Annotated in this window: 12 protein-coding genes; 7 read left to right on the top strand and 5 right to left on the bottom strand. The window is 59.5% G+C overall.

The genetic code is table 11. The features are described from left to right. Window positions 1-2 precede the first annotated feature (2 nt). From yidD to rpmH, 3 genes are read right to left on the bottom strand one after another with little or no spacing between them, the layout of a single operon-like run. Window positions 3-248, bottom strand: coding sequence for a membrane protein insertion efficiency factor YidD (yidD, locus tag K3F44_RS19740; protein WP_101322785.1), 246 nt, complete (start codon window positions 246-248; stop codon window positions 3-5). Continuing rightward, window positions 241-645 carry a ribonuclease P protein component gene (rnpA, locus tag K3F44_RS19735; protein WP_101322784.1) on the bottom strand — a complete coding sequence of 135 codons (405 nt, stop codon included), beginning with the start codon at window positions 643-645 and terminating at the stop codon, window positions 241-243. The genes yidD and rnpA overlap by 8 nt, the downstream gene beginning before the upstream one ends. Window positions 646-658: 13 nt before the next feature. Further along, window positions 659-793, bottom strand: coding sequence for a 50S ribosomal protein L34 (rpmH, locus tag K3F44_RS19730; RefSeq protein WP_002551315.1), 135 nt, complete (start codon window positions 791-793; stop codon window positions 659-661). Window positions 794-1406: 613 nt separating this feature from the next. Here rpmH and dnaA point away from each other — a divergent pair. The 4 genes from dnaA to gyrB are packed head-to-tail and all read left to right on the top strand — an operon-like array spanning window position 1407 to window position 7622. Then, window positions 1407-2933: a chromosomal replication initiator protein DnaA gene (gene dnaA / locus K3F44_RS19725; RefSeq protein ID WP_101322783.1), complete on the top strand. Its 1527-nt coding sequence runs from the start codon at window positions 1407-1409 to the stop codon at window positions 2931-2933. Window positions 2934-2974: 41 nt separating this feature from the next. Next, a complete protein-coding gene (gene dnaN / locus K3F44_RS19720; protein WP_101322782.1) occupies window positions 2975-4078 on the top strand; it encodes a DNA polymerase III subunit beta in 1104 nt (367 codons plus the stop codon). Window positions 4079-4093: 15 nt separating this feature from the next. After that, a complete protein-coding gene (gene recF / locus K3F44_RS19715; protein ID WP_101322781.1) occupies window positions 4094-5197 on the top strand; it encodes a DNA replication/repair protein RecF in 1104 nt (367 codons plus the stop codon). 4 nt (window positions 5198-5201) lie between these two features. After that, complete coding sequence (gene gyrB, locus K3F44_RS19710; RefSeq protein ID WP_101322780.1) at window positions 5202-7622, top strand: DNA topoisomerase (ATP-hydrolyzing) subunit B; 2421 nt, start codon at window positions 5202-5204, stop codon at window positions 7620-7622. A gap of 351 nt (window positions 7623-7973) precedes the next feature. Here the strand turns inward: gyrB and K3F44_RS19705 are convergent, their stop codons facing one another. Next, window positions 7974-9275 (bottom strand): sigma-54-dependent Fis family transcriptional regulator, encoded by a 1302-nt coding sequence (locus K3F44_RS19705; RefSeq protein ID WP_220632831.1) that lies wholly within the window; start codon window positions 9273-9275, stop codon window positions 7974-7976. Window positions 9276-9520: 245 nt separating this feature from the next. Here K3F44_RS19705 and K3F44_RS19700 point away from each other — a divergent pair, with 245 nt between their 5' ends. From K3F44_RS19700 to K3F44_RS19690, 3 genes are read left to right on the top strand one after another with little or no spacing between them, the layout of a single operon-like run. Continuing rightward, window positions 9521-10405: an MBL fold metallo-hydrolase gene (locus K3F44_RS19700; RefSeq protein ID WP_220632830.1), complete on the top strand. Its 885-nt coding sequence runs from the start codon at window positions 9521-9523 to the stop codon at window positions 10403-10405. Between the two features lie 47 nt (window positions 10406-10452). Beyond that, a complete protein-coding gene (locus K3F44_RS19695; RefSeq protein WP_220632829.1) occupies window positions 10453-11733 on the top strand; it encodes an FAD/NAD(P)-binding oxidoreductase in 1281 nt (426 codons plus the stop codon). Then, window positions 11688-12542: a sulfite exporter TauE/SafE family protein gene (locus tag K3F44_RS19690; protein ID WP_220632828.1), complete on the top strand. Its 855-nt coding sequence runs from the start codon at window positions 11688-11690 to the stop codon at window positions 12540-12542. Before K3F44_RS19695 ends, K3F44_RS19690 begins: the two co-directional genes overlap by 46 nt. On the opposite strand, the gene K3F44_RS19685 is transcribed toward K3F44_RS19690, so the two are convergent. Continuing rightward, window positions 12531-13418 (bottom strand): LysR family transcriptional regulator, encoded by an 888-nt coding sequence (locus tag K3F44_RS19685; RefSeq protein WP_101322774.1) that lies wholly within the window; start codon window positions 13416-13418, stop codon window positions 12531-12533. The genes K3F44_RS19690 and K3F44_RS19685 overlap by 12 nt on opposite strands. Window positions 13419-13446: the final 28 nt, after the last annotated feature.

The following is a 13446-nucleotide window of genomic DNA, read 5'->3' as shown; positions in this document are numbered from 1 at the left end:
GATTACTCGGCTATCGAAGAAGTTCGGGAGGAGGGAGCGGGTGGGACGGGATCGAAACCGCCGTCGTTCCACGGATTACAACGCCCCAGGCGACGAACGGCTAGCCACCCGCCACGCAAGAGGCCATGGTTTTCAATGGCTTCGTAGGCGTAACAGGAGCAGCTGGGGTAGAAACGACAATGGCTGGCCATCAGAGGACTAATGGCGTAACGGTAAAACTGGATCGGAACGAGGGCCAGTTTACGCATCTGGACTGTCTACCCCTGCAGGATCGGCAGTTACCGCTGGAGAGGGCCGACTGCGAGCCAGGCGCTTCCAGAGTTTGCCAAAGTGTTGGTGCAATTCTGGGTTTTCTACCTCGCCCAAGCCTTTGCGCGCGACGATCACAATGTCCAGCCCAGCAAGACTCTGCTGATTCAGACGAAAGGAATCACGCATCAAACGTTTGAGGCGATTGCGTTGAACGGCAAGCTTGACGCTCTTCTTGCCGATCACCAAGCCGAGGCGCGGGTGATCGAGGCCGTTCTCGCGGGCAAGGATAAGCAGGCTTTTGCCTGGAACCTTGCCAGTTGGCGAGTCGAAGACCGCTTTGAAGTGCCGGGCTGTAAGCAGTCGCTTATCCCGACTGAAGTCCTGACTCACCACCTGTGCCGAAAAATCAAACGGCCAGACGCTTACGGCCTTTGGCGCGACGACGCGACAGTACTGCACGACCGTTCTTGGTGGCCATACGGGCACGGAAGCCGTGGGTGCGCGCGCGCTTGATGGTGCTTGGTTGGAAAGTACGTTTCATGGCGTGTTACCTGGGTTCGACGACACGGGCCGGAATGGCCCCCGTTTTAAGAGATCGGCGATTCTAGAGAAAGCAAGCCAATAGGTCAATTTCCAACCAGCCTTTCCTTATGGATGGCAGCACTTTTTTCATCGGCGTGGTGGATGAGGTGGTGCTGGACCGAGTGTGTCATCGGCCTGAGCGCTTTTCACAGACACGCTCAATATGAAAATATAAAAGAGGGATATATAAAGCTTTTCTGAATAACTTATAGATCTTATACACAGCCTTTTCTGTGGATAACATTACGCAGCCCTTTATCCATGCTATGTACAGAGATCGTAGACTCTGTCAGAAACAGGTGCTGCGCTTGTGCTGCGCATGGTCGAAACCTGTGGATCGAATGGCTGTTTATCCACAGGGGTTTTATCCACAGGCTTCAACCCAGGGTTGTGCATAGCCCTTATGTGGGGTTATCCACAGAGCTTATTCAGGGGTTAAGATGGCTTTTCGGACATGAATTGGCTGCTTTGGCACGCCATCCATGCCGCTCTTATGTGGATAAGTACTCACCCGCCCGGTACAATGGCGGTTTGCTTTTTGCCTCATCCGGCTTTCAACTCAGGGGATATCCGTGTCAGTGGAACTTTGGCAGCAGTGCGTGGAGCTTCTGCGCGACGAACTGCCTGCCCAGCAATTCAACACCTGGATCCGTCCACTACAGGTCGAAGCCGAAGGCGACGAGCTGCGCGTATACGCGCCTAATCGCTTCGTCCTCGACTGGGTCAATGAAAAGTACCTGGGCCGGCTGCTTGAGCTGCTGGGTGAGCACGGCAGCGGCATCGCACCGGCGCTGTCCTTGTTGATAGGCAGCCGCCGCAGTTCTGCAGCACGCGCAGCTCCCAACGCCCCGGTCAGTGCTGCGGCGGCAGCGATTGCACAGTCTCAGCAGCCTGCACCTGCGGCTCCGTCTGAAGAGCGCACTGCGGCCAAATCGATCGAGCCGGTAATGGTCAACGAAGTCGAAGAGCCGACTTCGCGCCACAGCTTTGACTCGATGGGCGGCGATACGCCCGTGCAGCCAACTGCACCTGGGCGCACTGAACAGCGCACTGTGCAGGTAGAAGGTGCGCTCAAGCACACCAGCTATCTGAACCGCACGTTCACCTTCGATACGTTTGTGGAAGGTAAATCCAACCAACTTGCCCGTGCGGCTGCGTGGCAGGTGGCGGATAACCCCAAGCATGGTTACAACCCGCTCTTTCTGTATGGCGGTGTAGGCCTGGGGAAAACGCACTTGATGCACGCTGTGGGTAACCACCTGCTGAAGAAGAACCCGAATGCCAAGGTGGTGTACCTGCATTCCGAGCGCTTCGTGGCTGACATGGTCAAGGCGCTGCAGCTCAATGCCATCAACGAGTTCAAGCGCTTCTACCGCTCAGTCGATGCGCTGCTGATCGATGACATTCAGTTCTTCGCCCGCAAGGAGCGTTCGCAGGAAGAGTTTTTCCACACCTTCAACGCCTTGCTTGAAGGCGGTCAGCAGGTGATTTTGACCAGCGACCGCTATCCGAAGGAAATCGAAGGCCTTGAAGAGCGTCTGAAATCGCGCTTCGGCTGGGGTTTGACTGTTGCAGTCGAGCCGCCAGAGCTCGAGACCCGCGTTGCGATCCTGATGAAGAAGGCCGACCAGGCCAAGGTGGATTTGCCGCATGACGCAGCCTTCTTCATTGCCCAGCGTATTCGTTCCAACGTGCGTGAGCTGGAGGGCGCGCTGAAGCGGGTCATCGCTCACTCGCACTTCATGGGCCGCGATATCACCATCGAGCTGATCCGCGAGTCGCTGAAGGACTTGCTGGCGCTGCAGGATAAATTGGTCAGTGTGGATAACATTCAGCGCACCGTCGCTGAGTACTACAAGATCAAGATCTCCGATCTGCTGTCCAAGCGTCGCTCGCGCTCGGTAGCGCGTCCGCGTCAGGTAGCCATGGCGTTGTCGAAAGAGCTGACCAACCACAGCTTGCCAGAGATTGGCGATATGTTTGGCGGCCGCGACCACACCACCGTGCTGCACGCCTGCCGCAAGATCAACGAACTGAAAGAATCCGATGCGGACATCCGCGAGGACTACAAGAACCTGCTGCGGACGCTGACGACATGATGATCGCCGGCGCAGCCATTTTGAAGGCAAGGGACTAGACCATGCATTTCACCATTCAACGCGAAGCCCTGTTGAAACCCCTGCAACTGGTCGCAGGTGTCGTCGAGCGTCGCCAGACCTTGCCGGTCCTGTCCAACGTCCTGTTGGTCGTACAAGGCCAGCAGCTGTCGTTGACCGGTACCGACCTGGAAGTCGAACTGGTTGGTCGCGTGCAGCTGGAAGAACCAGCCGAGCCAGGCGAAATCACTGTCCCGGCACGTAAGCTGATGGACATCTGCAAGAGCTTGCCAAGTGACGCGCTGATCGACATCAAGGTTGATGAGCAGAAGCTGCTGGTTAAAGCCGGTCGCAGCCGCTTCACCCTGTCGACGCTGCCCGCCAATGACTTCCCGACTGTTGAAGAAGGCCCAGGCTCGCTGACCTGCGACCTGGAGCAGAGCCGCCTGCGCCGTCTGATCGAGCGCACCAGCTTCGCCATGGCTCAGCAGGACGTGCGCTACTACCTCAACGGTATGCTGCTTGAAGTGTCCCCAGGCACCCTGCGCGCCGTTGCTACTGACGGCCATCGCCTGGCTATGTGCTCGATGACCGCAGGAATCGAGCAAGCTGACCGGCACCAGGTGATCGTGCCACGCAAAGGTATCCTGGAGCTGGCGCGTTTGCTGACCGATCCAGAAGGCATGGTCAGTATCGTACTCGGCCAGCACCATATCCGCGCTACCACCGGTGAATTCACCTTTACCTCCAAGCTGGTAGACGGCAAGTTCCCAGACTACGAGCGTGTGCTGCCTAAAGGCGGTGACAAGCTGGTGGTGGGTGATCGTCAGGCATTGCGTGAAGCTTTCAGCCGTACTGCGATTCTGTCCAACGAGAAGTACCGCGGGATTCGCCTGCAGTTGGCCGCCGGCCAACTGAAAATCCAGGCCAACAACCCTGAGCAGGAAGAAGCTGAGGAAGAAATCAGCGTCGACTATAACGGCAGCGCGCTGGAGATCGGCTTCAACGTCAGCTACTTGCTGGACGTGCTGGGCGTAATGACCACAGAACAGGTTCGTCTGATTCTATCCGACTCCAACAGCAGTGCCCTGCTGCAGGAAGCTGGCAACGATGACTCGTCCTATGTCGTCATGCCGATGCGCCTGTGATCTGTAGCTGAGCGAATGTCCCTACGACGTATCATGGTCACTGCGGTGCGCAACCTGCACCCAGTGACCCTCACGCCCTCCCCCCGCATCAACATCCTTTACGGCGCCAACGGCAGCGGCAAGACCAGCGTGCTTGAAGCCGTGTACCTTCTGGGTCTGGCTCGATCATTTCGCAGCACCCGACTGACGCCGGTTATCCAGTACGAGCAGCCGACCTGTACCGTCTTTGGTGAAGTGCAACTGGCCGAAGGTGGCACCAGCAACCTGGGTGTATCACGCGAGCGCCAGGGCGACTTCACCATTCGCATCGATGGGCAGAACGCTCGCAGTGCTGCGCAGCTTGCCGAGCTACTGCCGCTGCAATTGATCAACCCGGACAGCTTTCGCCTGCTCGAGGGCGCTCCGAAAATACGTCGGCAGTTTCTCGACTGGGGAGTGTTCCACGTGGAACCACGTTTCCTCGGTGCTTGGCAGCGCTTGCAGAAGGCGCTGCGGCAGCGGAACTCATGGTTGCGGCATGGTACACTTGACGCTGCTTCGCAAGCCGCCTGGGACCGAGAATTGTGCCTGGCGAGCGCGGAGATAGATGAATACCGTCGCACCTACATCAAGGCCTTGAAGCCCGTCTTCGAGCGTACCCTGAGCGAACTGGTCGAGCTGGACGGATTGACCTTGAGCTACTATCGCGGCTGGGACAAGGACCGGGAACTTAACGAGGTCCTCGCCACTTCTCTTCAACGCGATCAGCAGATTGGCCATACCCAGGCCGGTCCGCAACGTGCAGATTTGCGCCTGCGTATTGGTGCAAACAACGCTGCGGATATCTTGTCCCGTGGGCAACAGAAACTTGTGGTGTGCGCATTGCGCATCGCCCAAGGTCATCTGGTTAGCCAGGCTCGCCGCGGTCTTTGTATCTATCTCGTAGATGACCTGCCGTCTGAGCTGGACGAGCAGCATCGCCGCGCACTGTGCCGCTTGCTTGAAGAATTACGCTGCCAGGTGTTCATCACCTGTGTAGATCACGAATTACTGAGGGAAGGCTGGCAGACGGAAACGCCAGTTGCTTTGTTCCACGTGGAACAGGGCCGTATCACCCAGACCCACGACCATCGGGAGTGAAGGCATGAGCGAAAATCAAACGTACGACTCGTCCAGCATTAAAGTGCTGAAAGGGCTTGATGCCGTACGCAAACGTCCCGGCATGTATATCGGCGACACCGATGATGGCAGCGGCCTGCACCACATGGTCTTCGAGGTGGTCGACAACTCGATCGACGAAGCCCTCGCCGGTCACTGCGATGACATCACCGTCATCATCCATCCGGACGAATCCATCAGCGTCCGCGACAACGGCCGTGGTATTCCGGTCGACGTCCATAAAGAAGAAGGCGTCTCAGCTGCTGAAGTCATCATGACTGTGCTGCACGCCGGCGGTAAGTTCGACGACAACTCGTACAAAGTATCCGGCGGTCTGCACGGTGTTGGCGTTTCGGTAGTGAACGCCCTTTCTGAGCAACTCATTCTGACCGTACGCCGTAGTGGCAAGGTCTGGGAACAGACTTACGTCCACGGCGTACCGCAAGCGCCTATGGCGGTTGTTGGCGAAAGCGACAGCACCGGTACCCATATCCACTTCAAGCCGTCTGCTGACACCTTCAAGAATATCCACTTCAGCTGGGACATTCTGGCCAAGCGTATTCGCGAGTTGTCGTTCCTGAACTCGGGTGTTGGCATTCTGTTGAAGGATGAGCGCAGTGGCAAAGAAGAGCTCTTCAAATATGAAGGCGGCCTGCGCGCATTTGTCGAGTATCTGAACACCAACAAGACGCCGGTCAACAGCCAGGTCTTCCACTTCAGCACCCAGCGTGAAGATGGCGTCGGTGTTGAAGTTGCCCTGCAGTGGAACGACAGCTTCAACGAAAACCTGTTGTGCTTCACCAACAACATTCCGCAGCGCGATGGTGGTACTCACCTGGTCGGCTTCCGTTCTTCGTTGACCCGCAGCCTGAATGCTTACATCGAGCAAGAAGGCCTGGCCAAGAAGAACAAGGTTGCAACCACGGGTGACGACGCCCGGGAAGGCCTGACCGCGATCATCTCGGTGAAGGTGCCGGACCCGAAGTTCAGCTCGCAGACCAAAGACAAGCTGGTCTCGTCGGAGGTGAAGACCGCCGTCGAACAAGAGATGAACAAGTTCTTCTCTGACTTCCTCTTGGAGAACCCCAACGAAGCCAAGGCTGTGGTCGGCAAGATGATCGACGCTGCCCGTGCTCGTGAAGCTGCGCGTAAAGCGCGTGAGATGACTCGCCGTAAAGGTGCACTGGACATCGCTGGCCTGCCGGGGAAACTGGCTGACTGCCAGGAGAAGGACCCTGCCCTGTCTGAACTGTACCTGGTGGAGGGTGACTCCGCAGGTGGTTCGGCCAAGCAAGGCCGTAACCGTCGTACCCAGGCGATCCTGCCGTTGAAGGGTAAGATCCTCAACGTCGAGAAAGCCCGCTTCGACAAGATGATCTCGTCCCAGGAAGTCGGTACGCTGATCACCGCGCTGGGCTGTGGTATCGGCCGCGACGAGTACAACATCGCCAAGCTGCGTTACCACAACATCATCATCATGACCGATGCCGACGTCGACGGTTCGCACATCCGTACCCTGCTGCTGACCTTCTTCTTCCGTCAGCTGCCGGAGCTGGTCGAGCGCGGCTACATCTACATCGCTCAGCCACCGCTGTACAAGGTCAAGCGCGGCAAGCAGGAGCAGTACATCAAAGACGACGAGGCCATGGAAGAGTACATGACCCAGTCGGCGCTGGATGATGCCAGCCTGCACCTGGACGAATCGGCGCCAGCAGTTTCCGGCGTACAGCTGGAAAGTCTGGTCCAAGAGTTCCGCAGTGTGATGAAGACCCTAAAGCGTCTGTCGCGCCTGTATCCGCAGGAGCTGACCGAGCACTTCATCTACATGGATGAAATCACCCTGGAGCAGTTGGGTGATCACGCTCACATGCAGGCTTGGTTGAAAACCTTCCAGGCTCGCCTGCACAGCAATCAGAAGTCGGGCCTGGCCTACAACGCCAGCCTGCGTGAAGACAAAGAGCGCAACGTTTGGCTGCCGGAAGTGGAAATCACCTCCCACGGCCTCGCAAGCTACATCACCTTCAACCGTGACTTCTTCGGCAGCAACGACTACCGCACTGTGGTTAACCTGGGTGGCAAGATCAGCACCCTGTTCGGTGAAGGCGCTTACGTGCAACGTGGCGAACGGCGCAAGGCAGTCAGCGAGTTCAAGGAAGCCCTCGACTGGCTGATGAACGAGACTGCCAAGCGTCACACCATCCAGCGCTACAAAGGTCTGGGCGAGATGAACCCGGATCAGCTCTGGGAGACCACTATGGACCCAGCGGTTCGCCGCATGCTCAAGGTCACCATCGAAGATGCGATCGCTGCTGATCAGATCTTCAATACCTTGATGGGCGACGCAGTGGAACCTCGTCGTGAGTTCATCGAGAACAACGCGCTGTCGGTGTCCAACCTGGACTTCTGATCTGCCGTAAATGACCGGTGCTGCTCAAGCCTGGGCCCGCCGATCAACAAAAAGCCCGCATTCGCGGGCTTTTTGTTTTTTCAGTATTTCACTGCCCTGTCAGCGGACTACCTCTTATTGAATGTCGTCCGGCTTCACGATCACCCAGTTCTTGTCTGCCGTCACTGCTAAGCCTTGTGTCCATGTCAATGAGAACTCAGACCGTAGCAAAGATAAGTTACAGCGCTGACGCCTCCGCTACTGTGGGTGGTCTCTAGGCGTCGTCGGCGCGGCTGATCGCGACATCGTGTGCAAAAGCCGACGTCCCTGCGCAGGCATGTTCCACGTGGAACAGCAGCGCATTCGACCTTCTCAAAGCCCAAGCTCACGTAGCCGGCGATACAGCGTGCGTTCACTGATGCCCAGTACCTGCGCCAGCTCGCTGCGCGGCCCTTGGAACTGCTCCACCAACTGCGCGAGGTCGGCTAGCGAATTACGCGAGTCTCGTGTCAATACAGTCGAGCTGGCGGGGGCCAGGTCCTCAGGCAGATGCTCTGGGCGGATCAGCCCATCATCGGCAAACAATCGCGCACGTTCGAGGATATTGCGCAGCTCGCGGATATTGCCCGGGAAAGCATGCAAGCTCAGGCGCGCTTGCGCTTCAGGCGTCAGCGTAACGGTATGGGCGCCAGCCATGCGCTGTAACAAGCTCTGCGCCAGCATCGGTAGGTCCTCTACTCGCTCGCGTAGCGCTGGCAAGCGAATCGGAAAACCGCTGATTCGGTAGTACAGGTCCTCGCGAAAGGTACCTGCTGCCACCATCTCTTTGAGCGGCTTGTGGGTAGCCGAAATCAGGCGAAAGTCTGAGTGCACGGTGCGCAAGCTGCCCACCGGCCGGAAGCTGCCCGACTCGATCAGTCGCAACAACTTGACCTGCATGGTCAGCGGCACTTCACCTATTTCGTCGAGGAACAGCGTGCCGCCATGGGCCGCTTCGGCGAGACCGATCTTGCGCTGGGTCGCGCCAGTGAACGCGCCTTTCTCATAGCCGAACAGCTCACTCTCGAACAGGCTGTCATTGAGCCCGGTGCAGTCGACCACCACCAGCGGGCCGGTCGCGCGCGGGCTGCCCAGGTGCAGGGCACGGGCGAACAACTCCTTGCCAGTGCCGGACTCGCCTTGCAGCAACACCGGAATCTGCGCTGGCGCGGCGCGTTGCAAGCTGGCCAGCGCCGCCTGGAACGCCGGCGCGCGGCCAACCAGCCCTTGCTGCTGTGGCTGGGCGGCAGCCAGGGTCACGGTGTTGAGGCGCTCGACGAAAGCAACCACCCTGCCCTGCTCATCGAGGATTGGCCGCAACTCGACGTCGACATGCTCGGGCCCGCGTGGGGTGTGATGAATGTGCAGGACCCGCTCCGGCACTTTGCTGTCCCAGGCTTTGCGCATCGGGCAGTGCTCGCCGGCCTGATCACAGGGCACCGCGTAGTGATGAGAGACGCGATGACATTTCTCGCCCAGCGGCGCACTGTCATTGATGCCGAACTGACGCCGGTAGGCAGCATTGGCCGCAAGGATGTTGTAGTCGGTGTCGAGCACGATCGACGGGTGCACATCGTGCTCAAGGTAGGACACCAGGCCGAGGATGGCAGGATGAGAAGCGGAAAGCGCAGACATGACCAGAACCGGTTGCGGGTACCTGGCGAGCGTAGCAAGGACTGCCAGTGACTGCCATTGGCTGACAGTCGACTGCCAACCACTGGCAGTGCTGGCAGCGAATCGAGAGGAAGACAACGCTGCGATAGCTGTAGCACTGCGGACAGGTGGGCCATAACGCCTCATTGAAACCCTGGCATGCATCTTGATAAACCCTGGGTTACTGCCTAAGCCTAACAAGGCGCTGCAGATATCTGGAGAGTGTGATGATCATCGGCAACAACATCCATGTAGAGAGCCTGTTCGACGAGGCCACTTCGACCATCAGCTACCTGGTGATGGACCGCCAGACCCTCAAGTGCGCGCTGATCGACAGCGTGCTCGACTACGACCCCAAGTCGGGACGCACCAGCCACAGCTCGGCGGACAAGCTGATCGCTCGGGTCGAGGCGCTCGGCGCCAGTGTGCAGTGGATTCTGGAAACTCATGTGCACGCCGATCACTTGTCGGCTGCTGACTATCTGAAAGCCAAGCTCGGCGGCCAGGTTGCCATCGGTTCGCACATCACCCAGGTGCAGAAGACCTTCGCAGCACTGTTCAACGCCGAACCCGGTTTCGCCCGCGACGGCAGCCAGTTCGACGTGTTGCTGGAAGACGAATACGTGCTGATGATCGGCAATCTGCGGGCCCGTGCGCTACACACCCCAGGGCACACCCCGGCGTGCATGAGCTACGTGGTCGAGGATGCTGGCGAGAAGGCGGTGTTTGTCGGCGATACCTTGTTCATGCCTGACTACGGCACTGCCCGATGCGATTTTCCCGGTGCCGACGCACGCACGCTGTATCGCTCAATCCGGCGTTTGCTCGCCTTCCCCGACCACAGCCAACTGTTCATGTGCCATGACTACCTGCCCGAGGGTCGCGCCCTGCGTTTTGTCACCACCGTGGCCGAGCAGCGCGCCAGCAATATTCATATCCGTCAGGGCATCAGCGAGGACGAGTTCGTCGCCATGCGCGAAGCGCGTGACGCCACCCTGGATATGCCGGTACTGATCCTGCCCGCCGTCCAGGTCAACATGCGCAGCGGGCAGTTGCCTGAACCGGAGAGCAACGGCGTGCGTTACCTGAAAATCCCGCTGAACCAGCTCTGAACGTCGCCGGCCTAGTACCCATACCAAGATCGAAAAGGAATACCCGCATGCCTGCCTTGCCATCCACAGCCAATAGCACGCGCATCGACCATCACAAGGTGGTGATCGTCGGCGCTGGTGCTGCGGGGATTGCCACCGCCGCCAGTTTGTTCAAGCGTGATCCGACGCTCGATATTGCGTTGATCGACCCGGCTGAGGTGCACTACTACCAACCCGGCTGGACCCTGGTCGGCGCTGGTGTATTCAGCGCTGCCAGCACCGCGCGCAGCATGGTCCGCGCCATCCCCAAAGGCGTGCGATTTATAAAAGCGCGGGTGATTAGTTTTGATCCCGCAGCGCAAAGCGTGGTTGTGGAAGACGGCCGCATCATCAGTTACGAACAGCTGGTGGTCTGCCCCGGCCTGACTCTCGACTGGCAGGCAATCGAGGGCCTCACGGAAACCCTCGGGCGCAACGGTGTGACCTCCAACTACCGTTATGACCTGGCACCTTACACCTGGCAATTGGTCCAGAACCTCAAGCAAGGCCGCGCCCTCTTCACCCAGCCCCCGATGCCCATCAAGTGTGCGGGGGCCCCACAGAAGGCGTTGTACCTCTCGTGTGATCACTGGCTGCGGCGTGAGCGCCTGGGTGCCATCAAGGCCAGCTTCTACAATTCGGGTCCGGTACTTTTTGGCGTTGCTGACTACGTGCCCGCATTGATGGCCTACATCGACAAGTACGCGGTGGATCTCAATTATTCACACCGCCTGGTGGCAGTAGATGGTGCGGGCAAGCGCGCGACGTTTATCCACAGCCTGGCCGATGGCAGCACGCAGACGCGAGTCGAGCCCTTCGACATGTTGCACGTGGTGCCGCCGCAAGTAGCGCCCGAGTTCATCCGCAGCAGCCCGCTGGCGGATGGCGCGGGCTGGCTGGATGTCGATCCGTTCACTCTGCGCCATCGGCAGTTCGCCAACGTGCACGGCCTGGGTGATGCGATCAATACCAGTAACGCCAAGACTGCCGCGGCTGCGCGCAAGCAGGCGCCGGTGGTGGCCAACAACGTGCTGGTAGCGCTCGGCCGGTCGCCTACCCTCGCGCACTATGACGGTTACGGTTCATGCCCGTTGACCGTGGAGCGCGGCAAGATCGTCCTGGCTGAATTCAAATACGGCGGTACGCTGGCACCCAGCTTTGCGCAGTGGTTGCTCGACGGCCGGCAGCCTACTCGGCTGGCCTGGCTACTCAAGGTGAGGCTGCTCCCTGCGCTGTATTGGCATGGGATGCTCAAAGGCCGTGAATGGCTGGCGCGGCCGCAACCTGCCGGCACCGAGAAGCAATCGTGATCGAAGTGCTGGGTGCAGCGCTGGGCGCGATCATCGGAGCGGTACTGGCGTTGACCGGTGCTGGCGGAGGCATTCTGGCAGTGCCGTTATTGGTATTCGGGCTGGGTTTGAATATGGTCGAGGCGGCGCCAGTTGGCCTTTTGGCCGTCGGCCTGGCGGCGTCAGTCGGTGCGCTGCTCGGGCTGCGCCAGGGCCTGGTGCGTTATCGCGCGGCGTTGTTCATTGCGCTGATCGGTATCTGCGCAACACCTTTCGGTTTGATGCTCGCTCATCGGTTGCCCAACGCACCGCTGGCGTTGGTGTTCGCCGCGGTGCTGATCCATGCCTGCCTGCGCATCTGGCGCAAGGCGGCGCGCGAGTTACGTGGTGAGTCGCCATGCGGCGAGCGCCAGATCATGCCCTGCGTACTCAACCCTATGAAGGGGCGGCTGCGCTGGACCCTGCCCTGCGCACGTGCCCTGGCCGTGACTGGCGGTGTGGCGGGTTTACTGTCGGGACTGCTGGGCGTCGGTGGCGGCTTCGTCATCATTCCGGCGCTCAGCCGTTATACCAACCTGGAGATGAAGAGCATTGTCGCCACCTCGTTGGCGGTGATCGCGCTGGTTGCCTGCGGCAGCGTAGTCAGCGCCAGCGTCGCCGGGGTGATGCACTGGCAGGTAGGTGCACCCTTCGCGGTAGGTGCGGTGATGGGCCTGCTACTGGCGCGCCCACTGGCCGGCAAGTTGGCCGGGCCGCGCTTGCAGCAGGTGTTTGCCGTGGTCGGCATCGGCGCAGCGCTGCTGCTGGCGAGCAAGGGCCTACTCGGCTAGCAGCTCGGCCTGCTCTGCTGCACATAGCGCCAGCAGGTAATCCCAGACTACCCGCAGGCGCACTGACTTGTGCAACTCGCGACGGGTGCAGATCCAGTAGCTGCGCTGGATGGTTTCGCTGGGCAGCACCCGGCGCAGCTGTGGATCATGCCTGGCCATGTAGTTGGGCAGCACAGCGATGCCCAAGCCGGCGCGTGCGGCCTGCTGCTGAGCGATGACGCTGGTGCTGCGAAAGATCACATTCGGCGCACGGCAGAAACTGTTGAGAAACAGCAGCTCCTGGCTGAACAGCAGATCGTCGACGTAGCCAATCCAGCTGTGACGGGCCAGATCCTCACGACTGTTCAGCGCCGGTGAGCGTTCGAGGTACTCGGGGCTGGCGTAGAGCGCCAGCCGATAGTCAGTGAGCTTGCGAGTTATCAACAGGTCGGCATTGGGCCGTTCCAGATGAATGCTGATTTCTGCCTCGCGGTTGAGGATGCTGACGAAGCGCGGCACCGCCACCAGTTCGACTTCCAGGCCCGGATAGCGCTCGAACAAGGCGCGCATGCGTGGGGTGAAGAACATGATGCCGATGCCTTCGGTGACGCCCAGGCGGATCTTGCCCAGCGGCGTTATCGCCTGGGTGATCTCTTCCTGCGCCAACAGCGCGACGTTCTCCATCGCTTCGGCATGCTTGAGCAGTGCCTGGCCAGACGGCGTCAGCTCGTAACCCTGTGCATGTTGAACGAACAGCGCTGTGCCCAGGCTCTTTTCGATGCCCTCAATATGCCGCGCTACCGTGCTGTGGGTGGTGTTCAAGCGCTTGGCTGCAGTCAGCAGACGGCCGCTGCGCTGCAACTCGAGAAAGAACCTCAGATCATTCCAGTCGAACATGCTTATCCCTGTGCATAACTGTGAGCGG

The organism is Pseudomonas sp. S07E 245 (assembly GCF_019599025.1).
Taxonomy (GTDB): domain Bacteria; phylum Pseudomonadota; class Gammaproteobacteria; order Pseudomonadales; family Pseudomonadaceae; genus Aquipseudomonas; species Aquipseudomonas shirazensis.
The sequence above is the reverse complement of the archived record's forward strand: the minus strand, read 5'-3'. Positions and strand labels throughout refer to the sequence as shown.

Bases quoted from the DNA above. Each gene is read 5' to 3' on its own strand.
- yidD (WP_101322785.1), bottom strand. From the start codon at position 248: ATGCGTAAACTGGCCCTCGTTCCGATCCAGTTTTACCGTTACGCCATT.
- dnaN (WP_101322782.1), top strand. From the start codon at position 2,975: ATGCATTTCACCATTCAACGCGAAGCCCTGTTGAAACCCCTGCAACTG.
- gyrB (WP_101322780.1), top strand. From the start codon at position 5,202: ATGAGCGAAAATCAAACGTACGACTCGTCCAGCATTAAAGTGCTGAAA.
- K3F44_RS19700 (WP_220632830.1), top strand. From the start codon at position 9,521: ATGATCATCGGCAACAACATCCATGTAGAGAGCCTGTTCGACGAGGCC.
- rpmH (WP_002551315.1), bottom strand. From the start codon at position 793: ATGAAACGTACTTTCCAACCAAGCACCATCAAGCGCGCGCGCACCCAC.
- K3F44_RS19690 (WP_220632828.1), top strand. From the start codon at position 11,688: ATGGCTGGCGCGGCCGCAACCTGCCGGCACCGAGAAGCAATCGTGATC.
- recF (WP_101322781.1), top strand. From the start codon at position 4,094: ATGTCCCTACGACGTATCATGGTCACTGCGGTGCGCAACCTGCACCCA.
- K3F44_RS19685 (WP_101322774.1), bottom strand. From the start codon at position 13,418: ATGTTCGACTGGAATGATCTGAGGTTCTTTCTCGAGTTGCAGCGCAGC.
- K3F44_RS19695 (WP_220632829.1), top strand. From the start codon at position 10,453: ATGCCTGCCTTGCCATCCACAGCCAATAGCACGCGCATCGACCATCAC.
- K3F44_RS19705 (WP_220632831.1), bottom strand. From the start codon at position 9,275: ATGTCTGCGCTTTCCGCTTCTCATCCTGCCATCCTCGGCCTGGTGTCC.